The organism is Rhizobium sp. PRIMUS64 (assembly GCF_023006465.1).
GTDB classification, from domain to species: domain Bacteria; phylum Pseudomonadota; class Alphaproteobacteria; order Rhizobiales; family Rhizobiaceae; genus Rhizobium; species Rhizobium leguminosarum.
Map to the genome: position 1 here is coordinate 1 of NZ_JALBGX010000096.1, position 25,320 is coordinate 25,320.

General features: G+C 61.1%; 28 protein-coding genes and 1 pseudogene. 14 read left to right on the forward strand and 15 right to left on the reverse strand.

The features are described from left to right. From MOV76_RS28210 to MOV76_RS28235, 6 genes and pseudogenes are all read left to right on the forward strand, one after another. Window positions 1-338: pseudogene (locus tag MOV76_RS28210) on the forward strand (ABC transporter ATP-binding protein); the annotation flags it as partial. 208 nt (window positions 339-546) lie between these two features. Then, entirely contained in the window at window positions 547-870 is a 324-nt protein-coding gene (locus MOV76_RS28215; RefSeq protein ID WP_018242337.1) for a helix-turn-helix transcriptional regulator, read from the forward strand. Next, on the forward strand, window positions 867-1,277 hold the full coding sequence (locus tag MOV76_RS28220; RefSeq protein WP_130716534.1) for an SRPBCC domain-containing protein: 411 nt from the start codon (window positions 867-869) through the stop codon (window positions 1,275-1,277). Before MOV76_RS28215 ends, MOV76_RS28220 begins: the two co-directional genes overlap by 4 nt. A gap of 55 nt (window positions 1,278-1,332) precedes the next feature. After that, window positions 1,333-1,560: a hypothetical protein gene (locus tag MOV76_RS28225; RefSeq protein WP_130716533.1), complete on the forward strand. Its 228-nt coding sequence runs from the start codon at window positions 1,333-1,335 to the stop codon at window positions 1,558-1,560. A gap of 5 nt (window positions 1,561-1,565) precedes the next feature. Beyond that, window positions 1,566-2,036: a DUF1801 domain-containing protein gene (locus MOV76_RS28230; RefSeq protein WP_130716532.1), complete on the forward strand. Its 471-nt coding sequence runs from the start codon at window positions 1,566-1,568 to the stop codon at window positions 2,034-2,036. Window positions 2,037-2,082: 46 nt separating this feature from the next. Beyond that, complete coding sequence (locus MOV76_RS28235) at window positions 2,083-2,550, forward strand: DUF1801 domain-containing protein (RefSeq protein ID WP_130716531.1); 468 nt, start codon at window positions 2,083-2,085, stop codon at window positions 2,548-2,550. 55 nt (window positions 2,551-2,605) lie between these two features. Here the strand turns inward: MOV76_RS28235 and MOV76_RS28240 are convergent, their stop codons facing one another. From MOV76_RS28240 to MOV76_RS28255, 4 genes are all read right to left on the reverse strand, one after another. Beyond that, window positions 2,606-3,082 carry an SRPBCC family protein gene (locus MOV76_RS28240; protein WP_247265765.1) on the reverse strand — a complete coding sequence of 159 codons (477 nt, stop codon included), beginning with the start codon at window positions 3,080-3,082 and terminating at the stop codon, window positions 2,606-2,608. Then, a complete protein-coding gene (locus MOV76_RS28245; protein WP_130716530.1) occupies window positions 3,079-3,420 on the reverse strand; it encodes a helix-turn-helix transcriptional regulator in 342 nt (113 codons plus the stop codon). The genes MOV76_RS28240 and MOV76_RS28245 overlap by 4 nt, the downstream gene beginning before the upstream one ends. Next, window positions 3,417-4,103: a glutathione S-transferase family protein gene (locus MOV76_RS28250; protein WP_247265766.1), complete on the reverse strand. Its 687-nt coding sequence runs from the start codon at window positions 4,101-4,103 to the stop codon at window positions 3,417-3,419. Before MOV76_RS28250 ends, MOV76_RS28245 begins: the two co-directional genes overlap by 4 nt. Window positions 4,104-4,232: 129 nt before the next feature. Then, a complete protein-coding gene (locus MOV76_RS28255; RefSeq protein WP_247265767.1) occupies window positions 4,233-5,051 on the reverse strand; it encodes a class I SAM-dependent methyltransferase in 819 nt (272 codons plus the stop codon). A gap of 115 nt (window positions 5,052-5,166) precedes the next feature. Here MOV76_RS28255 and MOV76_RS28260 point away from each other — a divergent pair, with 115 nt between their 5' ends. Further along, window positions 5,167-5,889 (forward strand): DUF2270 domain-containing protein, encoded by a 723-nt coding sequence (locus MOV76_RS28260; protein WP_247265768.1) that lies wholly within the window; start codon window positions 5,167-5,169, stop codon window positions 5,887-5,889. 60 nt (window positions 5,890-5,949) lie between these two features. Here the strand turns inward: MOV76_RS28260 and MOV76_RS28265 are convergent, their stop codons facing one another. From MOV76_RS28265 to MOV76_RS28280, 4 genes are all read right to left on the reverse strand, one after another. Then, window positions 5,950-6,216, reverse strand: a complete 267-nt coding sequence (locus MOV76_RS28265) for an usg protein (RefSeq protein WP_018242327.1) — start codon at window positions 6,214-6,216, stop codon at window positions 5,950-5,952. A gap of 219 nt (window positions 6,217-6,435) precedes the next feature. Next, a complete protein-coding gene (locus MOV76_RS28270) occupies window positions 6,436-7,266 on the reverse strand; it encodes an ABC transporter permease (protein WP_018446398.1) in 831 nt (276 codons plus the stop codon). Next, on the reverse strand, window positions 7,263-8,069 hold the full coding sequence (locus tag MOV76_RS28275; RefSeq protein WP_018242325.1) for an ABC transporter permease: 807 nt from the start codon (window positions 8,067-8,069) through the stop codon (window positions 7,263-7,265). The genes MOV76_RS28270 and MOV76_RS28275 overlap by 4 nt, the downstream gene beginning before the upstream one ends. A gap of 113 nt (window positions 8,070-8,182) precedes the next feature. Continuing rightward, on the reverse strand, window positions 8,183-8,956 hold the full coding sequence (locus tag MOV76_RS28280; RefSeq protein ID WP_018242324.1) for a transporter substrate-binding domain-containing protein: 774 nt from the start codon (window positions 8,954-8,956) through the stop codon (window positions 8,183-8,185). A gap of 331 nt (window positions 8,957-9,287) precedes the next feature. Between MOV76_RS28280 and MOV76_RS28285 the strand changes: the two genes are divergently transcribed. Then, window positions 9,288-11,468, forward strand: a complete 2,181-nt coding sequence (locus tag MOV76_RS28285; RefSeq protein WP_018242323.1) for an OmpA family protein — start codon at window positions 9,288-9,290, stop codon at window positions 11,466-11,468. 48 nt (window positions 11,469-11,516) lie between these two features. Here the strand turns inward: MOV76_RS28285 and MOV76_RS28290 are convergent, their stop codons facing one another. The 5 genes from MOV76_RS28290 to MOV76_RS28310 form a co-directional block, all read right to left on the reverse strand. Beyond that, complete coding sequence (locus tag MOV76_RS28290) at window positions 11,517-13,904, reverse strand: aldehyde dehydrogenase family protein (RefSeq protein ID WP_247265769.1); 2,388 nt, start codon at window positions 13,902-13,904, stop codon at window positions 11,517-11,519. Window positions 13,905-13,909: 5 nt separating this feature from the next. After that, window positions 13,910-14,938: a deoxyribose-phosphate aldolase gene (gene deoC, locus MOV76_RS28295; RefSeq protein WP_047621386.1), complete on the reverse strand. Its 1,029-nt coding sequence runs from the start codon at window positions 14,936-14,938 to the stop codon at window positions 13,910-13,912. Window positions 14,939-15,112: 174 nt separating this feature from the next. Then, window positions 15,113-15,835 (reverse strand): DeoR family transcriptional regulator, encoded by a 723-nt coding sequence (locus MOV76_RS28300; protein WP_018446394.1) that lies wholly within the window; start codon window positions 15,833-15,835, stop codon window positions 15,113-15,115. A gap of 407 nt (window positions 15,836-16,242) precedes the next feature. Then, window positions 16,243-17,001 (reverse strand): alpha/beta fold hydrolase, encoded by a 759-nt coding sequence (locus tag MOV76_RS28305; protein WP_247265770.1) that lies wholly within the window; start codon window positions 16,999-17,001, stop codon window positions 16,243-16,245. A 54-nt stretch (window positions 17,002-17,055) separates the two neighbouring features. Next, window positions 17,056-18,831 carry a cytochrome c biogenesis protein DipZ gene (locus MOV76_RS28310; RefSeq protein ID WP_247265771.1) on the reverse strand — a complete coding sequence of 592 codons (1,776 nt, stop codon included), beginning with the start codon at window positions 18,829-18,831 and terminating at the stop codon, window positions 17,056-17,058. 348 nt (window positions 18,832-19,179) lie between these two features. Between MOV76_RS28310 and MOV76_RS28315 the strand changes: the two genes are divergently transcribed. The 6 genes from MOV76_RS28315 (at window position 19,180) to maiA (ending at window position 23,959) form a co-directional block, all read left to right on the forward strand. Then, entirely contained in the window at window positions 19,180-20,229 is a 1,050-nt protein-coding gene (locus MOV76_RS28315) for an alpha/beta fold hydrolase (RefSeq protein ID WP_018446390.1), read from the forward strand. A gap of 124 nt (window positions 20,230-20,353) precedes the next feature. Continuing rightward, window positions 20,354-21,094, forward strand: a complete 741-nt coding sequence (locus tag MOV76_RS28320; RefSeq protein WP_028733050.1) for a response regulator — start codon at window positions 20,354-20,356, stop codon at window positions 21,092-21,094. Then, window positions 21,091-22,413 (forward strand): HAMP domain-containing sensor histidine kinase, encoded by a 1,323-nt coding sequence (locus MOV76_RS28325; protein WP_247265772.1) that lies wholly within the window; start codon window positions 21,091-21,093, stop codon window positions 22,411-22,413. Before MOV76_RS28320 ends, MOV76_RS28325 begins: the two co-directional genes overlap by 4 nt. Before the next feature lie 191 nt (window positions 22,414-22,604). Next, complete coding sequence (locus MOV76_RS28330; protein ID WP_018446387.1) at window positions 22,605-23,021, forward strand: organic hydroperoxide resistance protein; 417 nt, start codon at window positions 22,605-22,607, stop codon at window positions 23,019-23,021. Window positions 23,022-23,119: 98 nt separating this feature from the next. Next, window positions 23,120-23,302, forward strand: coding sequence for a hypothetical protein (locus MOV76_RS40155; protein WP_245368758.1), 183 nt, complete (start codon window positions 23,120-23,122; stop codon window positions 23,300-23,302). A gap of 21 nt (window positions 23,303-23,323) precedes the next feature. Next, a complete protein-coding gene (maiA, locus tag MOV76_RS28335) occupies window positions 23,324-23,959 on the forward strand; it encodes a maleylacetoacetate isomerase (protein WP_028733047.1) in 636 nt (211 codons plus the stop codon). 101 nt (window positions 23,960-24,060) lie between these two features. Here maiA and MOV76_RS28340 read toward each other — a convergent pair whose 3' ends face one another. Beyond that, the gene (locus MOV76_RS28340) at window positions 24,061-25,050 is read right to left on the reverse strand and encodes an aldo/keto reductase (protein WP_247265773.1); all 990 of its coding nucleotides are present in this window, start codon (window positions 25,048-25,050) and stop codon (window positions 24,061-24,063) included. 14 nt (window positions 25,051-25,064) lie between these two features. Beyond that, a partial coding sequence (locus MOV76_RS28345; RefSeq protein ID WP_247265774.1) for a cupin domain-containing protein occupies window positions 25,065-25,320 on the reverse strand: 256 nt, incomplete at its 5' end.

A 25,320-nucleotide genomic window follows, 5' to 3' on the forward strand; every position in this document is an offset into this window, starting at 1 on the left:
AGCGGCAGCGCGTGGCACTGGCGCGGGCGCTGGTGAGCCGGCCGGGCGTGCTGGCGCTTGATGAACCGCTCGGCGCTCTCGATGCGCTGACGCGGATCAGCATGCAGGAACTCATCAACCGCGTCTGGCGCGAACTCGGTTTCACCGCCGTGCTCGTCACCCATGATGTCAGCGAGGCGGTGCATCTCGCCGACCGGGTCATCGTGCTCGACGAGGGGCGGATCGCGCTCGATCTTCCCATTCCTTATCCACATCCGCGCCGGCACGGCCATCCCGGCCTCGCCGAGCTCGAAGGCCGGCTGCTTGCCGCGATCCTCGGCACCGACGGCGGGCATTGATCCCAGCGCCGTTTGCGAAGCTGCATGATCAATGGCGGAAATGCATAGGCGCCTGGGTATGAGACATTCACCCGTCTCTGCCGAGGCGCGCTGCCACGTGCGCCAAAATCAGCAAAAACAGTTTCCCTAAGCGTCTCACGTTCAGCTTGACTCACCTATACCTCTATGGCTATACGTTAATCCATAGCCAGCGGGGTATGGATTGTAGATGTCAAACGCTCAAGACTTGCTCTTCAGAACGCTCGCCGATCCGACGCGGCGGGCTCTTTTCGAACGTCTGTGCCGCGAAGGAGAGAAGACGGTCGGGGCTTTGACGGCACGCGCTGGGGTCTCGCAACCGGTCGTCTCGAAACATCTCGGAATCCTGAAGCAGGCCGGATTGGTGCGTGACCGTCACGAAGGTCGCCAGACGCATTATAGCGCGCAGCTCGGTGCGCTGGCGCCGCTGGTCGACTGGACAAGTGAGATGGCTGGTTTTTGGCAAAATCGGTTCGACCAGCTGGAAGATCTACTGAAAAGGATGGACCAATGACCGAAACATCGACTGAAACCCGTTCCGTCGTCGTCGAGCGAGAGATCCCTTTTCCGCCGGAAAAGATCTGGCGCGCGCTCACCCAGCCGCATCTGATCGCGGACTGGCTGATGAAGAATGACTTCGTGCCGGTCGTGGATCACCGTTTTAAGCTCAGCGCGGATTGGGGATCCGTCGATTGCCAGGTCCTGGAAGTCGAGCCGAACAAAACCCTGTCTTACACCTGGGCTGCCTATGATCTGGCAAGCGTCGTCACCTGGACTCTCACGCCTATGGGCACGGGCACGCACCTGCGTATGGAGCAATCGGGCTTCCGGCCGGATCAGCGGCAGGCTTACGGGGGCGCCAGGAGCGGCTGGCAACAATTCTTCGCAAAGCTGGAGCAGGTGCTGGCGCGGATCGAGTGAGACAGATGCCAACGGATACGCCATCCGCTTCGGCTCGTTTTCGCAGGAGGTTCCCGTGAATTGGAATAACTGGTGTCGGCAGATCCACCGTTGGCTGTCCATTGCCTTTACGCTGGCCGTCATAATTAATATCATCGCCATGGTGCAGGAGAGATCCTCCGTCGGGGTGGGGCTTTTGGCGCTTCTTCCGCTCGCCTTGCTATTACCCACCGGTCTGTACTTGTTCGCCCTGCCTCATGCCACCAGATGGCGCAGCGCGAGGCGCAGCAGCGGATGGGGGTGAACAGAATGGCCGGCAAGACATCCAAGACCGCAGCGAAGGTCACGAGGAAGACAGCCGCCAAGTCTGAGAGCGCGGGGCCGCCCCTTCTTTCGGGGGGCAACCCTCAGATTGCCAAGGGTTACGGTGACGCTCCCGTGCAAGCCTACATCGCCGCCATGCCCGGCTGGAAAAGCGATGTCGGGCATCGCCTCGATGCGCTCATCACGCGCACGGTGCCTGGGGTGTACAAGGCCGTGAAATGGAACTCGCCCCTCTATGGCATCGAAGGGCAGGGCTGGTTCCTCGGTGTCCATTGCTTCGCGAACTACATCAAACTCGCTTTCTTCCGCGGCATGTCGCTCAGTCCCATCCCGCCCGGCGAGTCCAAACAAAAGGAAGTGCGTTACTTCCACATCCATGAGGCAGACCAACTCGACGAGGCTCAGCTCGCCGCCTGGGTGGAGCAAGCCAGCCAATTGCCCGGTGAACGAATGTGAGCGGACGCCAGGTCATCAGCACTTAAGGGATGGAGGAGCGATATCGATGAAGAAAGCCACGGCAACCATGAAGAAAAGCGGCTCGAGCGAAGAGAAGGACGGAGACTCTCCTTCTCGTTTGATCGATGCGAGAATCGAGGAGTTGAGCGATTGGCGAGGCCAGACGCTCGCTCGGGTCCGAACTCTGATCAGGCAGGCCGAGCCCGAGGTGGTCGAGGAATGGAAGTGGAGAGGGGTTCCCGTGTGGGAGCGCGCCGGTATCATCTGCACCGGCGAGACCTACAAAAGCGTGGTGAAGCTGACCTTCGCCAAAGGCGCTTCGCTGGAGGACCCTTCAGGCCTTTTCAACTCCAGCCTTGACGGCAATACCAGGCGCGCCATCGATTTCCACGAAGGCGATGAGATTGACGAGCAGGCGTTGAAGACGCTCGTTCGCGCCGCCGCAGCACTCAACACGTCAACGCGAGCTGCGGCTCGCCCCGCCAGCTCCCGAAAAAAACCGAGCAGCGCTTGATGCTTGGCAAGATCGCCTGAAACGCGTCGCATCGAACTTGATTTGGCGACATGTGTCAGTGAATCGGGCTTTCCTCGCGCTCGAGGAAGAGCTCCAGATTGTCGAGGCCGATTTCGGTACCCTGGAGGCGGGCGCCGTTGTCGGCGTAGCCGTCGAGGAAGACCACCTGTTCGGTGAAGACCATTTTGGTGCCGCCGGGTTCGGCTTCGAAGGCGACGGTTGTGAGCGAGGCGGAGATGCGGGTTTCGCCGAGCTTCATCTCATAGACATAGATGATGCGGGCATTGGGCACGATATCGATGTACTGGGCATCATAGGCGTGCAGAAGGCCGTCGGTATCGGCGACGTAGTTCCTTTCCGTGCCGCCGGGGCGGAAATCGAGACCATAGTCCAGCGCCTGCCACTCGCCGTGGCAGGCGAACCATTGGCGTTTGGCCTCCGGCGCCGACCAGGCGCGGAAGACGCGAGCGACTGGCGCCTTCAGGTGACGCTCGATGACGAGAGTGGTGTGTTCGGCGGATGGCGTCGTCATTCGGGAAGGCTCTCCGTTTCATTGGCAAGAAATTGATCCAGCCTGTCGAAGGTGCTCGCCCAGCGGATCTTTCGCTGTTCTACCCAGCGCTCGACGGCAGCAAGCGCATCCTGTTGCAGCCGGTAGGTTCGCACCCGGCCGGATTTTTCGGAGAGCACGAGGCCGCTCTCCTCCAACACTTGCAGATGTTTCATCACCGTCGGCAAGGCAACGGCGAGCGGCGCGGCCAGTTCGGTGACGGAGGCCGGGCCGCGGCCGAGGCGATCGATCATGCCGCGGCGGCTGCGATCGGAAAGCGCATGAAACATGCGGTCGAGATCCGCCTGGCTGTCGATCATCCCGCTGCATCCCGGAAGCGGGCCGGCAGCTTCTCTTTGTAGGGGTAGAACTTGAAGTAGGGGCGGGCCTCTTCCAGTGCCCTTGCAAAGGACGGGCGCGCCAGCAGCCGATCGTAATAGGCGCGAAGGTTCGGCTGTTCCGCGGTGAAGGGGATCAGCGTCTCGGCATAGAAGAGCGCGGGGGCGGCGGCGCAATCGGCCATAGTGAAGCTGTCACCGGATATCCAGGGTTTGTCGGCGAGCTGCTTTTCGATCATCGAGTAAGCGGTGGCAAGCGTCGCCTTGGCGGCCGTCACCTCGATTTCGTCCGCCGTGCCCTCAGGACGCCGGAGATTGCTAACCAGCGTCTGCATCGGCGCCTGAACATAATGATCGAAGAAGCGATCCCAAAGGCGGACTTGCAGCGCCCGGTCGATCTCCAGCGGCAGCAGGCGAAGAGGCCCCGGATAATATTGCTCAAGATATTCGATGATGATCGATGTCTCGGGAATGGTGCTGTCGCGCGCCTCGTCCCGCAGCAGTGGCATCTTGCCGATCGGCCAGAAGCGGAAGAGATCGGCGCGCGAGCTTTCGTCGGAAAGATCGACGATGCGATTTTCGAAAGGGGTGCCGTTTTCATAAAGCGCGATCAGCACTTTGTGGCAGAAGGAGGCGAGCGGATGCCCATAAAGCACGAGCGACATGCGGCGACCTTTCCTATCGTTGCGGTAAACTTTGCCGATCGACTAACTATCAGGTCATGGCGCATCATGCAACAGATACTTCGCCAACTGCGAAACTATTCCGTCAGGCGAATATCAGGTGCATTAGCTTCAGCCGATATATCTGGCGATCACCAGATGGCCTGGTGTCGGCTGGCCGTCTTCCATGCGCACGTTGATATCCGATATCTCGACGAGTTCGAAACCGGTGGCCGTCAGGCGTTCTCTCACATAGGCGTCGGCATGGGCGAAGCGCTGGTGCGGGCCGACCATGTAGGCACGGCCGGCGAGTATTTCCTCGGGCAGGGTTTCTGAGGAGAAGATGAACAGGCCGCCCGGTGTCAGGTTCTCGGCGGCGCCGAAGAATAGCGGTTCGAGCGCGCCGAGATAGGGCAGCACGTCGGTGGCGGAGATGATGTCGAAGGCTTCCTCGTCGTTGTCGTCGAGAAAATCCTCGACCTCGGCGACGAAGAGCGTTTCGTAGAGGTCCTTCTCATGGGCGATCTCGACCATCTTCTCCGATATGTCGATGCCGGTCATATCGGCGCAGAGGTCGCGCAGCGCGCCGCCGGTGAGGCCTGTGCCACAGCCGAGATCGAGCAGCCGCTTGAACGGTTCGAGCTTCAGCGCCTGCAGGCGCTGGCGCACCAGCATCGGCACGTGATAGCCGAGCTGCTCGACGAGCACGTCCTCGAAAACCTCGGCATGCTGGTCGAACAAGGTCTCGACATAGGCGTCGGGCGCCTTGACCGGCGTTTCGCCGCGGCCCATCGCGGCAATGCGCACGGCCGCACCGCCGTGATCGTCGGGATCGATTGCCAGGACTTCCTGATAGGCTGCAACAGCCGCGTCGACATCGCCGGCCTTTTCCAGCGCCAGCGCGCGGTTATAGGCCTCGCCAAGGGCTTCTTCGTCGATCTTCTTTGCCATCGCAGTCCATCGTCCTTTTGTTTCAAGCATGCGTCTAAGGCTGCTTTCGATGTTTTGCAATGGCGCGCTTGCGGGCGCAGAATGGCCGAAAAGAAGACGAAGGGAGGAACGAGCCATGAAAATGGAGGAAGACAGGACGTCATTGGTACGGGAAGGAGAGGGCGCGCGGCCTTTGCTGCCAAGTACTCCAAGCGAGGTTACCAACACGCTCATTCATTATTACCGCGGTGAACTCGGACGGATGACAAGTTGGCGCGACCGCATCGACCGGACCTCCAACTGGGCGATCACCGTGGTCGCAGCACTGCTTTCGGTCTCGCTGTCGACGCCAACTTCGCATCACGGAGTGCTGCTGTTCGGGATGATGCTGGTGACGCTGCTGCTGATGATCGAGGCGCGGCGCTACCGCTTCTTCGATATCTACCGCGCCCGCATTCGTCAGATCGAGCGCTGCTATTTCGCCGAGATTCTGGCGCCGGAGGCCGGGGCCGGCGGCGAATGGGCGATGGTGGTCGCCCGCAGCCTGCGCAAACCGCGCTTCCTGCTCAGCTATCAGGAGGCGATGCACCGCCGGCTCAAACGCAATTACGGCTGGATGTATTTCATCCTGTTGCTCGCCTGGTGCCTGAAGATCTCGACGCCGAAACTGCAGACGGAGGGCATGCCGGCGCTGCAGGCGCAGTCATGGGCCTATGTCATCGACAATGCCGTGCTCGGGCCGGTTCCCGGCCTTGCGGTCATTGCCATTGTCGTCGTCTTCTATCTCGGCATGCTCGGTTTCGCGCTTCGCCCGGATCGCGACGAAGGCGAATTCGGCCATGGCGAGGCGCATGTCTGACGCGGTCAGTACATGCCGCCCGAACCGCTCACACTTTTCGGCATCCTGCTGCAGAGCCGATCAGTGCAGGATGAACTCGCCCTTCAGCGCCCGCCACTCGGTTGCCGAGATCAGCTTGCGGTGGATGTAGCGCACCGAATGCAGCGGCCCGTCGAGCTTCTCTTCCCAGAATTTCAGGAAGCCGCGCATTTCGGGAAAATCGGGGGCGAGGTCGTAGTCCTGCCAGACATAGGTCTGCAGGATCGCCGGGTGGTCCGGCAGGTGGTAGAGGATCTGGGCGGTCGTCAGACCGTAGCCCTGCAATTGTTTTTCCATGTCCTTGTGCATCGCATTCCACTTCTTCTTGTTCCCACTCGCGCGCTTATTAGCGCTACGTGATATGGAAACATGCGAGTGGTTAATGAAATCTTTACAGATACTTTATAAAAGGACAATTTATTTTTTATATCAATGACTTGGCAGCATCGTGCCGAGAGTGCTGCCAAGTCGCTTTGTCTCATGCATGCCGTTATCCCAAAACTGCGACACGCGTTTCGGCGTCACGCATCAGCGCTTGAGATGCCGGGTCAGGCGGCGTTCGATCCAGGCCCAGAGATGGCGTAAGGCCTCGACGATGACGAGATAGAAGATCGCCGCCCAGAGATAGGTCTGGTAGTCGAAGGTGCGGGAGAAGGCGTAGCGGGTTTCGCCCATCAGGTCGAGCACTGTGATGATGGCGACGACCGCCGAGCCCTTGATCAGAAGGATGATCTCGTTGCCATAAGGACGAAGCGCGACGATGAGAGCCTGTGGCAGGATGATTTTGCGGAAAGCGATGAACTTGTGGATGCCGAGTGCGGCAGCCGCCTCGTGCTGGCCATGCGACACGCTTTCGATCGCGCCGCGCAGGATTTCCGCCTGGTAGGCCGCGGTATTGATGGTCATGGCAAAGAGGCCGCAATACCAGGCATCGCGGAAGAACCACCAGATGCCGACGGCCTCAAGCTGCGGCCGGAATATGCCGAGGCCGTAATAGACCAGGAACAGTTGGGCAAGCAGCGGCGTGCCGCGGAAGAAATAGATGTAGCCGTAGGCCAGCGCATTCAGTACCCGGTTCTTCGACATGCGCGCCACGGCAAGCGGCAGCGACAGGATGGCGCCGCAGATGACGGAAATGAAAACGAGGCTCAGCGTTATCCAGAGACCATGGAGGTAGCGCGGCCCGTAACGGGTGAATTTTTCCGGATCCCAGCCATTGACGACGGAAAAGACAAGAAGCGCTGCGAGCAGAGCCCAGACGGCGACGAAGATATAGCCGGCCATGCGCGCCGGCGTCATCGGCTTCATCACCTCGCGGGGCGCGGGCTGCGGTGGGATCAGCGTTTCGGCATAGCTCATCGACTGATCTCCGAACGCTTGGCCCAACGCTCGACATAGACGAGCAGGAAGGAGGAGAGGATGGCGAGCACCAGATAGAGGCAACAGGCCAGGCCATAGAAGAAGAAGGGTTCCTTGGTCACGCGCACGGCGACACTCGTCTGGCGAAGGATATCGGCAAGGCTGATGATCGAGACGTAGGAGGTGTCTTTCAGCAGCACCATCCAGAGGTTCGTCAGGCCCGGCAGCGCGATGCGCACGAGTTGCGGCAGGATGACCAGGCGCAGCGTGCGGCCGCGATGCAGGCCAAGCGCGTCTCCCGCCTCATATTGTCCCTTGGGGATGGCGCGGAAGGCCGAGAGCAGCACTTCCGAACAGTAGGCCGAGAAGACGACCGAAAGCGCGATGACACCGGCGAGGAAGGCATTGATCTCGACCGGCGGCCCGTCATAGCCGACGAAGGTCAGCAGAGACTGGATCAGCATCTGCATGCCGTAATAGATGATGAAGAGCGTCAGAAGCTCCGGCAGACCGCGGAAGATCGTCGTGTAGATGCCGGCCGCCAGCCGCAGCGACTTCTCCTCCGACTGCTGACCGAGCGCCACCAGGAAACCGATGGCAAGGCCAATCGGCAGGGTGACGATCGCCACCGAAACGGTGATCTGCAGGCCAAGCGCGATCTCGTCGCCCCAACCGGTATCGCCACAGCTAAGAATCGTCGACGGCGCCAGCCAAGTGAAGATGCCAACGGGTCCGCACAGCGGATCGAAGATGTGCACAATCCAGCTCCAGAAGGAGCCCAGCGCGGAAAATAATCCGCCCATGCGAGAATTCCCCTCACGGCTTTTGCCGTTTTAATCTTGCCATCTTTGTCAAACAAAAATGGCGGAAGAGCAAGCCTTCCGCCATTACCTTCATCGGCCAGATAACGAATTTCTTATTCGCCGTAAACGTCGAAGTCGAAGTACTTGTCCTGGATCTTCTTGTATTCGCCGCTGGCACGGATCGCAGCGATCGCCGTGTTCAGCTTTTCCTTCAGCGGGTCGCCCTTGCGGATGGCAATGCCTGCGCCGTTGCCGTTGATTTCCTTGTCGACCGGCAGGGTCGTCAGAATCTTGCAGCAGGCGCCAGCGTCGGACTTCACCCATTCGGAGAGAACGACGACGTCGTCGATGACGGCGTCGACGCGGCCGCTGGCAACGTCAAGCTTGTATTCGTCAGCGGTCGGATAGAGCTTCAGCTCAGTGTCGGCGAGATGTTTCTCCGCATAGTTGGCATGCGTCGTGGAGGTCTGCGCGCCGATCACCTTGCCCTTGAGGCCGGCGACATCCGTGATCGTCGAATCCTTCGGCACGGCAATGGCCGGCGGGGTGTTGTAATACTTGTTGGAGAAGTCGACGAGCTTCAGGCGCTCCGGCGTGATCGACATGGAGGAAACGATCATGTCGAATTTCTTTGCGTTGAGCGCCGGGATGATGCCGTCCCAGTCGGTGCTGACGAAGGAGCATTCGGCCTTCATTTCAGCGCAGAGCGCCTTGGTGATGTCGATGTCGAAGCCCTGGATTGTGCCACTGGCATCAACGAATTCGAAGGGCGGATAGGTCGAATCGGTGCCGATCACATATTTCTCGCCATCGGCCATGGCCGAGCCGGCAAAAAGGGACATCGCCGCGATCGAGGCTGCCGCGAAAATACGGGTAGGATTAAGCATGAGGATCCTCTCTGTTGGTAGCCGCCGCTCCTTTTTCTCTTGGGCTGACGGCCGCAGTTCAACGGTGCTGAGACCGCCTTGCGGCGATAATCAGACTTTTTTTGATAGAATTGCAACACAAATCCCACCGCAATTGGGCGGTGCAAATAGCGGGCGAGATGAACGTCGGCAGACTGCAACATTCACGCGAGGTTAATCCCGACCTCCCTAGAACCGGAACAAATCGGCGGCTCGGCGATTGCCATTCCGCCGTTTCGCCTCAATGCGAAGCTAGGGGCGGAACCAGGGCCTTGCGGCCTTCAAGAAGCTCAAACAGGATCGAGGAAACCCGATGGGCATGAAATCAAGATTGTTCGCGAGCGCGACTTTTCCGCTGCTTTCTCTTTCGCTGGCGCTGCAGCCGGCATCGGCGATGGCGGCCGTACGCGACGTTGCGACGCAGGCTGCGGCCGTGCGGCAGGTCGAGCCGGGCAGCTTCGAGGTGGCGCAGGATGCGCCTTCCGAGGAGGAGTTGCTGAAGAAGAAAAAGCACAAGGAACAGGGGGAAGCCCCGGCCGAACAGGCGCCGGCCGCCGAGAAGCCGGCGCAGCAGGAAGCGCCTGCCGAAAAGCCGAAGGCCGAGCGGAAGGAAGCGCCTGAACCCAAGGCAGAGCCGGAAGCGCCGAAGGCGGAGGCACCGAAGGAGGTGCCCGCGGAGCAGCCTGAAAGCAAGCCCGAGCGGAAAGCCAAACAGCAGGCCCAGCCGGAGGCCGCGCCGCAGCAGGAAGAGCAGCCGGTAACGCAGGAAAAGCCGAAGAAGCCGAAGAAGCAGGAGACGCAGCAGGCCGAGCCGGAGGCTCAGCCGCAGCCCGAACAGCAGCCGGCAGCAAAGGAAGCTCAGCCGGAAACGGAACAGGCGCAACCTGAAGCCAAGCCGGAAGGCGGCAAGCGGGAGAAGGGGCAGGATAAGGCCCAAGGCAAAGATAAAGGCAAGGGCAAGGGCAAGGCTGAGACTGCCGCTCCCGAGGCGGTGACACCGACCGAAGAACAGGCCAAGCCCGAAGCCAAGCCAGAGGTGAAACCCGCAGCCGAGGCGCCTGCCAAGCAGAAGCCAAAGGGTGAGACTGCAGCACCTGCAGAAAATGCCCCTGCGGCTAAGACGACCGAAGATAAGGCAGCGGCCCCGGAAGCTGCGCCGGCCGAAAAGCCCAAGGATGGTACGGCGGCAAAGCCCGCCGGTGAACAGCCCGCCGGCGCACAGCCAGCCGCGCCCGCCACTGACACTGCTCAGCCGCAACCGGATGCCAGCGGCGGCCAGCAGGTGGAGCAGGCCATTCCAGCACCGGAAAAGGCTTCTCCCGAGGAGCTGGAGCGCCGGAAGAAGATCGCCGCAGATCCGGCCAAGAGCAACGAAACCGTCGTGCTGCCGGTCGAGAACGGCGCAGCCGTGCTCGACAGCGACAAGGATGCCGACCGCAGCAAGGGCCGCGAAGGCCGCCGCGACCGCGACAGGCAGCGCGCCGACAGCCAGGAAGTGAAGGTGCCGACCTCAGATGCCGATGCGCAGGCTGCCACCGGCGGCCAGGCGACGGCGCCGGTAAAGCTCGAGGCGGTGACCCGCGAGAAGGGCAGGAAGCTCGATGAGCGGCCGCAATTCGTCCGTCCCGATGGCGCGCGCTTCGACGACCGTGGCGACGACAGCCGTGTGATCATCCAGTACGACAACAGGACGATCGTGCGCGGCGACGACGACAGGCGCTTCTTGCGCGACGGCGAGCGGCCGAGCTACGAGGAGCTTTCGGGTGACCGCTACCGCGAGACGATCACGCGGCCGGAAGGCTATCGCATCGTGACGATCCGCAACCGCTATGGCGACATCATCCAGCGGTCGCGTGTCGATGCCCGCGGGCGCGAGGACGTGCTCTATTATTCGCAGGACCTCTATGACGATCCGGACCGCGACTATTTCGAGGATCCGGGCGCCGACCTGCCGCCGATGCGGCTGCGCGTACCGCTCAGCGACTACATCATCGACACCCGCAGCGACCCGAACCGGGACTATTACGAGTTCCTGAGCGAGCCTCCGGTCGAGCCGGTGGAACGCGTCTATTCGCTGGATGAGGTGAAGTATTCGGCTCGTATCCGCGACAAGGTGCGCCGCATCGACCTCGACACGATCACCTTCGCGACTGGTAGCGCGGACATTCCGATGACCCAGGCGCGCACGTTGCGCAAGGTCGCCGATGCGATCAGCCAGGTGCTCGAGAAGGATCCGAGCGAGACCTTCCTGATCGAGGGTCATACGGATGCTGTCGGCTCAGACCAGAGTAACCTCATCCTCTCCGACCAGCGGGCGGAATCCGTCGCCAACGTGCTCACCGACGTCTACGGCATCGCGCCGGAGAACCTTGCGACGCAGGGTTATGGTGAGCACTACCTCAAGGTCAACACGTCGGCCCCTGAGCAGGAAAACCGCCGCGTCACCATCCGCCGCGTCACGGCACTGGTCCGCCCGGTCGCTGCCAACAAGTGATGCTATGGGTGCCCCTCTCCATTCTTGGGGAGGGGCATTCCGGATCCCTTATTCTCCGTAGGGGATCCAGATATTCTTCACATCCACAGCGCGGCGAAGATACAGCGCGCCTTCGGCAGCGGCTCTGTCCATCCAGTCCGTCGCCTTGCCGTTGTCCACGAAGGTTCGCTTGAGATTGCCCGAAGACAGCTTCTCCACCGTCGTCGAAAGTTCCGCGGAGCCGAAGGCCCACAACGCATCAACGTCATTGTGCGCGGCAAGGATCTTTGCCAGTTCGATCGCCGACCCGGTGACGATATTGACGACACCGGCAGGCACATCCGACGTTTCCAGAACGGAATAGAAATCCGTGGCCGAAAGCGGGAAGGGCTCGCTCGGCACCGCGACGACACGATTACCGGTGGCAATCAACGGCGCAACCAGACTGATAAAGCCGAGCAGCGGCGCTTCCGGCGGGCATATGACGCCAACGACGCCGATGGCTTCCGGCACGGCCAGAGCTACGCCGCGAAGCGGCGGCTGGTGAATGCTGCCGTCATATTTGTCCGCCCAGGCTGCGTAGGTGAAGAGACGCGAAATCGCGGCGTCGACCTCGGCGTTTGCATTGGCTGCGGAAGCTCCGGTCATCGCTGTTATCCGCGAGGCGAACTCGTCGGCGCGACCACTGAGGTTCTCGGCGATGTAGTAGAGAATCTGGGCGCGGTTATGCGTGGTCGCATTCGACCAGGCGGAGGCGGCCTGTGCGGCAACCACTGCATTGCGGATGTCCTTGCGGTTGCCTTCGCCGACCTCACCGATCGCCTTGCCCTTGGGGGAGGTGATGACACGGGAATAATTGCCGTCCGGGCGCGCCTGCTTGCCACCGATGAAGAGCTTTGCCGTCCGGTCGATACTGGGCAGGGCAAAATCGCCAGCAACCGGCTTCACCTGCGAAAGGGCGGGCATTGCTGCTCGCGCCTTGCGGTCGACCCAAGCCTTCGGCTTCAGATATTCGTAGCAACCTTCCCGTCCGCCTTCGCGGCCGAATCCGGATTCGCGCTTGCCGCCAAAACCGACGGCGGCATCGAAAAGATTGGTGGCATTCACCCAGACCACGCCGGCTGCGAGCTTTGCCGCAACGTTCAACGCCAAGCCGATCGTCTCGCTCCAGACGCTGGCGGCAAGGCCGTAGCGGGTGTGATTGGCAAGCTGGATAGCCTCTTCCGGTGTGCGGAAAGTCATGGAGACCGCAACCGGCCCGAAGATTTCCTCGGTTGCGACGATCGAGGTCGGCTGCACGCCGCTGAGAAGCGTCGGCGGGTAGAAGCTGCCGCCCTTCGGCAGGTCGATCTTAGCCTGATGCAGTGTCGCGCCTTCTGAAACTCCCTTTTTCACCAGCGCTTCAATACGCGTCAACTGCACGGGCGCGATGATCGCACCCATATCGATGCACTTGTCCAAAGGCTGACCGACCCGCAATGTCTGCATGCGGCGCTTCAGCCGCTCATGGAAAAGATCGGCAATGCCTTCCTGGACCAGAAGCCGCGAGCCGGCGCAGCAGACCTGTCCCTGGTTGAACCAGATCGCATCGACGACGCCTTCCACGGCGCCGTCGATATCGGCGTCGTCAAAAACGACGAAAGGTGACTTGCCGCCGAGTTCCAGCGTCAACGATTTACCGCTACCTGCGGTACGCTCGCGAATAACGCGCCCGACTTCGGTCGATCCGGTAAAGGCAATTTTGTCGATATCCTCATGCCCGACGAGCAGCGCGCCTGTTTCGCCTTCTCCCGTCACGATATTGAGCACACCCTGCGGAAGGCCCGCTGCGGATGCCAGTTCGGCAAAGAGAAGCGCCGTCAGCGACGTGTATTCGGCAGGCTTCAGGATGACGGCGTTGCCCAGCGCCAAAGCCGGCGCCACTTTCCAGGCCAGCATCAGGAATGGGAAATTCCACGGGATGATCTGGCCGACGACGCCCACCGGCACATGATCGGCAAATTCCGTGTCCTGGATTTGCGCCCATCCGGCGTGATGATAGAAATGACGGGCTGCCAGCGGCACGTCGAGATCGCGGGTCTCGCGGATCGGCTTGCCGTTGTCGATAGCCTCGACCACAGCAATCAGACGCGCATGGCGCTGGATCATCCGGGCAAGCGCATAGAGATGGCGCGCCCGCGCGTGGCCCGGCAGGCGCGCCCATGACGCCTGTGCCTTGCGGGCCGCAGCAACCGCATTGTCCACATCCGCCGCGCCGCCGTTCGCGAGCTTCGCCAGGACCTTGCCGGTGGCCGGCTCGAACGTGTCGAAGTTCTTGCCCGACGCGGAGGCCACGAACGCGCCATTGATGAAGTGACCGAAACCGGAAGCGTGGCGCGCTAGCCAGTCGCGAGCTTCGATATCGGATTCAGGGGCAGGGCCGTAGGACATTTCGTCGAAATACTTTGCAACAGTCATCTGGATCATCCAATCGGGTGTCTGTTGAGGGCCGAATAGGCACCGGTGACGTGATGCTCCAGCTGCCGCTCGATATCCGCAAGCAAGCTCGATGCACCGATGCGGAAGAGATCAGACTCCAGCCACTCGCGCCCCAGTTCGTCCTTCATTAGGAACTGGTAGTTCAACACGTCTTTCGCCGCGGAAATGCCACCGGCCGGCTTGTAGCCGATCTTGATGCCGGTGCGCTCCTGATAGGCGCGGATCGCCCGCAGCATGGTCAATGTCACGGCCAGCGTCGCATTGACGCCTTCCTTGCCGGTTGAGGTCTTGATGAAATCGGCTCCCGCCATCATGCAGACCAGCGACGCCTTGGCGACATTGCGGAGCGTCTTCAGGTCGCCGGTCGCTAGAATGGCCTTGACATGCGCATTACCGCAGGCGGCGCGATATTCTTGCATTTCCTCGTAGAGTGCTGTCCAGTTGCCGGTCAGCACATGCTCGCGGGTGATGACGATGTCGATTTCTTTCGCGCCATCGGCAACCGACGCCTCGATTTCCTTGACCTTGAGGTGGTGCGGGCTGAGACCGGCAGGGAACCCGGTCGAAACCGCGGCGACCGGAATGCCGGAATCTCCAAGCGCCTCGACGGCCGTTGCAACAAAACGATGGTAGACGCAGATGGCGCCGGTGGTGATCGACCGGCCGCTCATGCCAAGCGAATCCAGAATGTCGGCGCGTATCGGATTCATCGCCTTTGCGCACAACCGTTTGACGCGCTCGGGGGTATCGTCGCCGTTCAATGTCGTCAGATCGATGCAGGTCACCGCCTTCAGGAGCCAAGCTGCCTGTGCGTCCTTTTTGACGGTGCGGCGTCCGGGAAGCGAGGCTATGCGGCGCTCGGTGGCAGACAGGTTGACCCGGGTGTCAAGGACCCACGACAGATCGAGTTCCATACCCGTATTGCGCGGCCGGTTATGGGTGCCGTCCGGCGATCGCGAAGGGGCTCCATGATGCGTAGCGTTTGCCGCATTGTGAACAGCAACGGTTTCCAAATAGAATCCTCCCGGTCAGAGCGTGAAGGTCTTGTTGCATCCGTGCAGATGCACGCAGCGGAAGCTTCACAACTGGCTCAAATGTGATTTTCTTTTCATTGTTTGTTAGGTTTGCATCACTGTCCTACCGCGTCAAGTTTAGATTTCGACAGACGCCGAAAAAATGCGGATTTCTCAGTCGAAGTCGTTCATACCGTTTTCGGTGATGACCACATCGAACGACTTCATGTCGCTGAAAAAGGCTGGTTTCAACTTGCCGATTTTGCTGCTGTCGGCGAGAAGAATATTCTTTCGTGCCCGAGACATCGCCTTTTTCTTGATTTCCGCTTCGTGAAAATGCGCGCAGGTCGCGCCACGCCGGGCATCGACACCGGCTGCAGAAAGAAATGCCACGTTGATCACAAGCTGGTCGAGCATTTCCAGCCCCGAGGCACCGGAAAAGCTCGCCGATGCGGGGTGGTAAAGACCACCGAGCATAACAAGGCGAACGTTTGGTTTTCGCGTCAGACGATCGGCGACATTCATGGCGTAGCAGATCGCCGTTATGTGAATCCGGTCTGGGAGAAGATCGACCAGATAGGGTAAGGTGGTGCCACAATCGAAAAACACCGTGTCATCATGGTGAATGTAATCAATGGCTTGTGTGCAAATTTGTCGTTTTGCAGCAGCATGACTGTCGGCGGCCCTGGAAATTTCATAGGGATCGTTTTCCGCTTCGACAGCCGGAACGATATGGCCGCCGAGAAACGCGAATTGGCCTGCATTGGCGCTGACATCACGCCGAACCGTCATCTCCGAGACGCCCAGGATCTCGGCAGCATTCTTGATGTGCAGAATGCGATGTCGTGAAAGGGCCTCGGATAAGACTGCGATGCGCCGGCCCCTGCGACTATCCATATCGCATGTCTCCCTTATCGTTTACACTGCAATAGTGTTCTGATGAAACTATAACAAGGGACTGCCATTCCCATCTGGTTTCTCCCTTGATCTACGATCCGGCATTTGCGCCGAGATACAGCTTTTGCACCGGGCGGTTGCGCGCGACATGGAATATCGTCGCAATTTTATAGGGAAAGCCGTCAATTTGAAATGGGAATTCGTGACTTATTTTTCATTTTTTGATGGAATAGTCACAAAAATGTATCGATGATGCCGACTTCTACTGCGGGGAGCGGGGTGACGACGAGAGCGACATTCTCGGCCGGCAGAGTCACGGGGCGACTTCGTCACGCCTCTGGTCGGGTACCCTTCCGACCAGAGGCTTCATCCTCGCGACTGCTTAGGAACATTCCTGGCTGCGCACGCTACTCGCCGGCTTTCCTTGCTGCCGTTTCGATCGCATCGGCAACCTTTTCCGGTTGGGAGGCGAAGACGGCGTGGCTGGCCTTGATCTCGGTCACGTCGCTTCCGGCACGTTTTGCCATGTCACGCTCGAGCTCGGGGTTGATGGAGCGATCCTCGGTAGCGACGATCGACCAGCTTTTCTTGGTCCGCCATGCCGGTTGGGTGATCTTGGCGGAGAATGCCTGCTTCGAGGCAAAGACCTGTGACTTTGCCATGAAAGCGGCTTCCGCTTGCGGAAGGTCGGCTGCGAAATCCGCGGCGAAGGCGCCCGGATCGAGATAGAGATATTTGCCGTCCTTCGTTTCCCTTATATCCATGCTGCCGGCAGGCTTCGAGCTGGCGAGGCTGAGCAGACTTTCTCCCTTGTCGGGCTGGAACGCCGCGACATAGACGAGGCCCGCGACATTGGGATCATTGCCGGCTTCGGTGATGACCATGCCGCCATAGCTGTGGCCGACGAGCAGGGTCGGTCCTTCCTGCAGGTCGAGAACGCGCTTGGTCGCCGCCACATCGTCGTCGAGCGAGGTGATGGGCTGCTGGACGATGGTGACGTTGAAGCCGCGCCTTTGGAGAATGTCCGTCGCCTTGCGCCATCCAGAGCCGTCGGCCAGGGCGCCGTGGACGATCACGATGTTCTTGACCTCGGCAGCCTCTGCCGCGAATGCGATGGTGGTGGTGGCGAATGCGAGGGCTGCCGTGAAAGCAAGATGTCTGTTCATGACTATTACTCCTTTGGGTCGTGTTGATGATCGGGATATTGATGCGTTTCAGGTTCAGCCGAAGGTGAAGGCGTAGGCCTGCACACCAGGATCGAGGAAGCTGATCTCGAAGTTGCGGGCGGCGACCGTGCCGGATTGGCGGACGAGCTGGTAAAGCCTGGTCGCGGTCACCGTACCGTTGCCGTCTGCATCGATGTCTGCGCCGTGGTCAGGTCCTGGCGCCTTGCCGTCGATCTTCACCTGGAAGCGGATCGGCTTGCCGCCGGCGCCGGGACCAAGAACGAGATGCAGATCGCGGGCGCTGAAGCGATAAGTGATGCCGCCGCCCGGCTGATCAAGCGTCGCCTGATCCCGGCCGACGGTCCAGGTTCCGGACAGGCCCCAGCCGTTGAGGCCGGGTTCGGCGATCGAGTAGTTATGCGGCGTGTCTGGCTGCAGCCCTTCCGGAGAGGCGAAGTTCGCCGCCTGTTCGTAGCCGAGATAGGTTTCGCCGGAGCGGATATTGCTGAGATCAGGACCTGCTTCCACGCCCTTGGCATCCGGCACGACCGGCGCAGTTGCCGCCGTTTGGCTGCCGGCTTCGCGCAGCAGGTCCTGAATGGCCTTTTCGGTCCTGTTGTAATTGCCTTCGCCAAAATGGTGGTAGCGGATCTGGCCTTTGGCATCGATCAGATAGGCGGCAGGCCAGTAGCTGTTTTCGAAGGCGCGCCAGATGCTGTAATCATTGTCGATCGCGACGGGATAGCCGATCTGGAAGTCGCCGATCGCCTTCTTGACGTTGTCGACCTTCTTCTCGAAGGCAAATTCCGGGGCGTGCACGCCGATCACCACGAGGCCCTGGTTCGCATATTTTTCCGCCCAGGCCCTGACATAAGGGATGGTGCGAATGCAGTTGATGCAGGAATAGGTCCAGAAGTCGACGAGCACGACCTTGCCGCGCAGTTGCTCTGATGTCCGCGGCTTGGAGTTCAGCCATTCGACCGCGCCGTCGAGTGAAGGCGCGTAACCTTCGACGGGCAGATCGCTGCGGAAGGGCTTCTTCGTATCGGCGGCTGCGATCACCATGTCTTTGCTCGCCACTTCGGAGGATGCGCCGCCCAAGGGCTTCGCATGCAGCCTGTCAAGCACGGCCTGTTCCAGGGACGCGGTGCTGGCATAGGAAATCCGCGCCAGCAGGCTGGTATCCAGTCCAAGCGCGATGACGGCGACACCCGCCAACACGGCAGCGCCGAGCACCTGGCGTATCCGGTCGCCGAGGCCGAGCGAGCGTTTCATGGCGGCGAAGAGCTTGCCGCCGACAAGCAGGGCGACGGCAAGCGAAGTTGCAGCACCAGCGGCATAGGCAATCAGCAGGAAGGTCGTTTGCAGATTGGCGCCCTGCAATGCAGCTCCGGTCAGCACAAGGCCGAGGATCGGACCGGCGCAGGGCGCCCAGAGCAGTCCGGTGGCGACGCCGAGAAGAAGCGCGCTCTTCACTGTCGTGGTGCCGCGCCCGCCGCCGGTGGCGTTCATAAGATTGTTGCCAAGGTCGACGATCGGCCGGGCAAGCGTGCTTGCGATGCGCGGTGAAAGCAGGCTTGCGCCGAAGAGAGCAAGCAGGACGATGGCGGCAAGCCGGCCATATTCATTGGCGCGAATGGCCCAGCTACCACCGACTGCGGCAAGCGTGGCGACCAGCGCGAAGGTGGCAGCCATGCCCGCCAGCATCGGCAGCGTGCTCTTGACGAAGGGCTGTCCGGCGCGGGCGAAGACGAAGGGGAGGATGGGCAGGATACACGGGCTGAGGATCGTCAGCGCGCCTCCAAGATAGGCAATGATCAGAAGTGTCATCATCGTTTCCTTTGAAACCGATTGATCGGGCTCTGGACGGCGATGGGCCTGAACCAGCAACGGCGGGATATGGCCGGTGTGAAGTATCCGCGATGTGTCCGGCTTTGCGGGAAAATGTACCGAAGTGTCGGGGTCGCGCACCGGCGATACAAAGCGATACAAACTGCTGCAGTGGCGAGGAAACGGCTGCGGCCAATGCGACCACTTGCCGAGGCAGCGCGATTGTATCGGAATGTATCCAGGCGGCCGGAAGCTACATCCGTATTCAAAAAACGGTTGCTTACGACATATCGGGGATACAAGTAGAGCGCCTTTTCGCGACCGTGATCCATTCGACAGGAGAGACCGATGTCAGAGCAAATCAACCACCACCGCCGCCGTTTCTTCGGCATGACGGCAGTCGCCCTTGCGGCCGTCGAGTTCGGCGTGGCCGGCACGGCCGCCGCCCAGTCGTCTGCGACTGCCGCATCGGTGCCAGCTATAAAGCCCGGAACCAACACGTCCTTCGAAGCGCTGAAGCAGGTCAAGGCAGGCGTGCTCGACATCGGTTATGCCGAGGCGGGAAAGGCGGATGCCCCTGTCGTATTGCTGCTGCACGGCTGGCCCTATGACATCTATAGTTTCGTCGATGTCGCGCCGCTGCTTGCCTCGGCAGGCTACAGGGTGATCGTGCCTTATCTGCGCGGTTACGGGACGACCCGCTTCCTGGACGACCAGACGCCGCGCAATGGCCAGCCGTCAGCGCTCGCCGCCGATATGATCGCGCTGCTTGATGCGCTCGATATCGAGAAGGCTGTCATTGCCGGCTACGACTGGGGCGGGCGGACCGCCAACATCATGGCGGCGCTCTGGCCCGAGCGCTGTAAGGCGATGGTATCCGTAAGCGGCTACCTGATCGGCAGCCAGGAGGCCAACAAGAAGCCGCTTCCGCCGAAAGCCGAACTTGCCTGGTGGTACCAGTTCTATTTCGCTACCGAACGCGGTCGTCAGGGATACGAGAGCAACACGCATGATTTCGCAAAGCTTATCTGGCAGACGGCATCGCCGAAGTGGAACTTCGATGATGCGACATTCGACAGATCGGCCGCTGCCTTCGACAATCCCGATCACGTCGCGATCGTCATACACAATTATCGCTGGCGCCTGGGGCTTGTCGAAGGTGAGGCCAAGTACGATGCCTACGAGACGACGCTCGCCGCAACGCCGGTCATTTCGGTGCCGACCATCACCATGGAGGGCGACGCAAACGGTGCGCCGCATCCGCAGCCTTCCGCCTATGCCGGAAAATTCTCCGGCAAATACGAGCATCGGACGATCGACGGCGGCATTGGCCACAACCTGCCTCAGGAAGCGCCGCAGGCCTTCGCGCAAGCTGTCATAGATGTAGATCGCTTCTAATGTCGGCGCCGCCGGTCGCGGAGCCTCGTTGCTCCGACCGGCGGAATATGCGTAGCTCGCGTCAACCGCCTCGACATCGAGGCGGAGGGCGGGGGCCGCTTCTATCGGTAAGGAATAGGGAAATATGGATCATGTCGATCACATCCTGATCGTCGATGACGATCGCGAAATCCGCGAGCTGGTATCGGGCTACCTGCAGAAGAACGGCCTGCGCACGAGCGTTGCCGCTGACGGGCGCCAGATGCGCAGTTTTCTCGAAGCCAATGCCGTCGACCTGATCGTGCTCGATGTGATGATGCCCGGCGATGACGGGCTGGTGCTGTGCCGTGAACTGCGCGCCGGCCGGCACAAGGCGATCCCGATCCTGATGCTGACGGCCCGCACCGACGAGATGGACAGAGTCCTCGGACTGGAGATGGGCGCCGACGACTATCTTCCCAAGCCCTTTGCCGCGCGGGAACTGCTCGCCCGCATCAAGGCGGTGCTGCGGCGCACGCGGATGTTGCCGCCCAACCTGCAGATCAGCGAGGCCGGACAATTGCTGACTTTCGGCGACTGGCGGCTCGATACGGTGGCCCGGCACCTTCTCGACAAGGAAGGGACCGCGATTGCGCTCAGCGGCGCCGAATACCGTCTGCTTCGCGTGTTCATCGACCATCCGCAGCGGGTGCTCAATCGCGACCAGCTTTTGAGCCTGACGCAGGGCCGCGACGCCGATCTCTTCGATCGGTCTATCGATCTCCTGGTCAGCCGCCTGCGTCAGAGGCTGGGCGACGATGCGCGCGAACCGACCTACATCAAGACGGTGCGCAGCGAAGGCTATGTGTTTTCGGTTCCGGTCGAAATCTTGGAGCTGCGCCAATGACGGCGGCAATCCGCTTGCGTTCGGGCCTGACGTGGCCGAGCACGTTGCGGTCGCGGATCTTTCTCATCCTGCTGATCGGATTGGCCTTGGCCTACGGGCTGTCGTTCAGTGTGCTCTATATGGAGCGCTACATGTCGGCCAAAGCCGTGATGCTCGGCACGCTGGAGAGCGACGTTGCAACGTCGATTGCCGTTCTCGATCGGCTTCCGCCCCACGAACGCGGCGATCTGCTCGATCGGCTGAGCCGCGGCAATTATCGTTTCGTGCTCGGGCCCGGCCTTCCCGGCGTGCCTGACACGTCAAGCAAAGGGGCGGAAATCTCAGGAAAGATCGAGGAGGCCATCGGGCACCGCTTTCCGATCCGGATCGAACGAATTCCTGGCGATGTGAACCGGCTGCAGGCGCATCTGACGCTCAGCGACGGAAGCCCGTTGACGATCGACGTCACGCCGAAGGGCGTCATGCCGATTGCCGCATGGCTACCTTATGTCTTCGTCGTCCAGATGGTGCTGCTCATCCTCTGCACCTGGTTCGCGGTTCGCCAGGCGATCCGGCCGCTCGGCGAGCTTGCCGCCGCCGCCGATGCGCTTGACCCGAACAAGGACGGTCCGGCGATGAGTGAGGCGGGGCCGAGCGAGGTCGCTCATGCGGCAAGAGCGTTCAACGCGATGCGGGAGAGGATCGCCCATTACCTCGAAGAGCGCGTCCAGATTCTGGCGGCCATCTCGCATGACCTGCAGACGCCGATCACCCGCATGCGGCTTCGCGCCGACATGGCGGAGGATTCGCCGGAGAAAGACAAGCTGGTGCACGATCTCGGCGAGATCCAGCGCCTCGTTCAGGACGGCATTGCCTATGCACGCAGCGCGCATGGCAATGGCGAGAAGAGTGCCCGCATCGATCTCGCCTCGTTCATCGACAGCATAGCCTACGACTACCAGGATACTGGAAAGGCCGTCACCGTGGTCGGCCTGGTTCAGGGTGCTGCCTTCACCAAGCCGCATGCTCTTCGCCGCATCCTGTCGAATTTCATCGACAATGCGCTGAAGTTTGCCGGCGCTGCCGAGATCAGCGTCGCGCGCAGCGCCGAGAACGATATCGTCATATCAGTCATGGACCGCGGGCCGGGAATTCCGGACGATATGCTGGAAGCCGCCATGCAGCCTTTCTTCCGGCTGGAACAATCCCGCAACCGGGAGACCGGCGGCACCGGTCTCGGTCTTGCGATCGCCCAGCAGCTGACGGCCAAGATCGGCGGATCACTCCGGCTCTACAATCGCGCCGGCGGTGGTCTGGCGGCAGAAGTCACCATCCGTTGACGTCGGCAGTCACCGCAAAATTTCGAGATGTTTGTATGTAAGGATGTCCTCGATATCGGATGCTACGTTTTGTGACATTTCGGGCGATTTCGGAAACATGGCGGATATATCCGTCGGTCAAACCACACTCCGTCAACCCGGCCGCGTAGCGCGGCCAGTCGCCTGGAGCGACGCAACACAAGGAGTGTTCCATGACAAAGATCGACAAGGTTCTCTATACCGGCAAGACCCACACGACGGGCGGGCGCGACGGCGCGTCGCACAGCGACGACGGCCAGCTTGATATCAAGCTTTCGCCTCCGGGCAGCAACCGCGCCGGCACCAATCCCGAACAGCTTTTCGCCGCCGGTTGGTCTGCCTGCTTCATCGGCGCGATCGGTTTCGCCGCGGCTAATCAAAAGGTCAAGCTTCCCGCCGATCTTGCCGTTGACACCGAGGTCGATTTGGGAACCGCCGATGGCGGCTATTTCCTGCAGGCCCGTCTCAAGGTCAGCCTGCCCGGGATCGAAGCCGATGCGGCACGAGCCCTCATTGAAGAGGCTCACCAGACCTGCCCCTATTCGAAGGCCACGCGCGGCAATATCCATGTCGAATTGACCGTTGCCTGATGGATGGATTCGTCGCCGGCCATTGGCTGCGGCGGACAGGGGACGTGAGCCGAAAACAAGGAGGACGAGGCCGATCGACCTCGTCGATGGAGGATTTGATGAGGTTGATGATCATCTGTTTTTTGGGAGTGGCGGTCTTCGCCGCGCCCTGCATCTACGACATAAACTCGCAGGAGCCTTCGCCGCTCGCAGGCCTCGTGACGGCGGCATCAGCAGCTTCGTCTTCGGGGGAGCAGCGGCCGTTCGAGCCGATTTCGGCGTCAAGGCAACTCCTCTTCTGACCTCACCAAAGGAGAAAGACCGTGAAGCTCTATCAGAATGAAATTTCCTCGGCGACATCTCGCGTCCGCATCGCGCTCGCCCTCAAGGGGCTGACGGCGGAAGCGCTGCCGGTTAGCATCCTCGGTGAGGATGCCGAGAGCCGGCAGGCCGGATATCGCAGCGTCAATCCGCAGGGGCTCGTGCCGGCCTTGCTGACGGATAGCGGTGTCCTCCTTACCCAGTCGCTGGCGATCGTCGAATATCTCGACGAGATCCAGCCCGAGCCTCCATTGCTGCCTGACACCGCGGAAGGCCGGGCGCAGGCGCGGTCGATCGCGCTTGCGATCGCAGCCGAGATCCATGCGCTGCTGCCGCCGCGGATCGGCCTGCATCTCGGCAAGGTCTTCCAGGCGGATGCCGATGCCATTACTGCCTGGAATCGTCATTGGGTCGGCGAGGGAATGGCCGCGGTCGAGACGATGATCGCCGGCCGCAGGCCGGGAGCCTTCGCCGTTGGGGATCAGCCTGGTATTGCCGAGATCTTCCTCTTCCCGCAGGCGATCAGCGCCCGGCGCCTCGGCTTCGATCTCGCCAGCTGGCCCAATATCGCGGAGATCGTCGCCAGACTGGAGGCGATACCGGCTTTCCAGGAGAATGCGCCGGCGCCGAGACGATGATCCAATCTATGAAGAATCGGCCGCAAGTGACTGCAGCCGATTCTCTTCTGGTGTTCTAGCCTTGGCGATGAGACGTCGCCTTCATGGCCCGTCGGCCGCGTTTAACGGTTGACCCTTGCCTGCAGATGCGCGGGATAACGATCGCCTTCCACCTTGATCGTGGCGAGCGCGCTTTCGATGCTGGCAAGGTCCTCAGCCGTCAGTTCGACTTCAGCGGCCTGGATGTTCTCCTCGAGGCGATGCAGCTTGGTAGTGCCGGGGATCGGCGCGATCCAGGGCTTCTGCGCCAGCAGCCATGCGAGAGCCACTTGGGCGGAGGTTGCCTTTTTGCGGGCGGCGATTTCTCCGAGACGATCGACGAGCACCTGGTTGGCCTTTCGCGCCTCCTGAGAAAAGCGTGGCACGACGTTGCGGAAATCCTTGCTGTCGAAGGTGGTCGTTTCACTGATCGCGCCAGTCAGGAAGCCCTTACCAAGCGGGCTGAAGGGCACGAAACCGATGCCGAGCTCTTCCAGCGTTGGCAGGATTTCCTGCTCGGGTTCGCGCCACCACAGCGAATATTCGCTTTGTAGTGCTGCCACCGGCTGGACGGCATGGGCGCGGCGGATCGTCTGGGCGCCTGCTTCCGAGAGGCCGAAATGTCTGACCTTGCCTTCCGCGATCAGCGCCTTGACCGTGCCGGCGACATCCTCGATCGGAACATCGGGATCGACGCGATGCTGGTAGAAGAGATCGATGACATCGGTCTTCAAACGCTTCAGCGCCTGGTCGGCCACCGCGCGGATCTGTTCCGGCCGGCTGTTCATGCCGCTCTGGCCGCCATTGGCATCGAAGTTGAAACCGAATTTCGTGGCGATCACCACCTCCTCGCGAAAGGGCGCCAAGGCCTCTCCCAGAAGCTCTTCGTTCTTATAGGGGCCATAGGCCTCGGCCGTGTCGAAGAAGGTCACGCCGCGTTCAAATGCCCGCCGGATCAGTGCGGTCGCTTCCTGAATATCTGTCGCTGGGCCATAACCGTAACTCAGCCCCATGCAGCCGAGACCGATGGCTGAGACATGAAGTCCGCTCTTTCCAAGTTCACGTTTCTGCATAGAAGTTTCCTCTTCTAACCTTGGTATTGCGTGTCGGTGACATGCTCCATCCAGTCGACGACCTTGCCGTCGAGCTGTTCCTGGATGGCGATATGGGTCATCGCCGTCGTCGGCGATGCGCCGTGCCAATGGCGTTCACCCGGTGCGAAGCAGACGACGTCGCCGGCGCGAATCTCCTCGACCGGGCCGCCTTCGCGCTGCACGCGACCGCAGCCCGATGTGACGATCAGCGTCTGGCCGAGCGGATGGGTGTGCCAGGCGGTGCGGGCT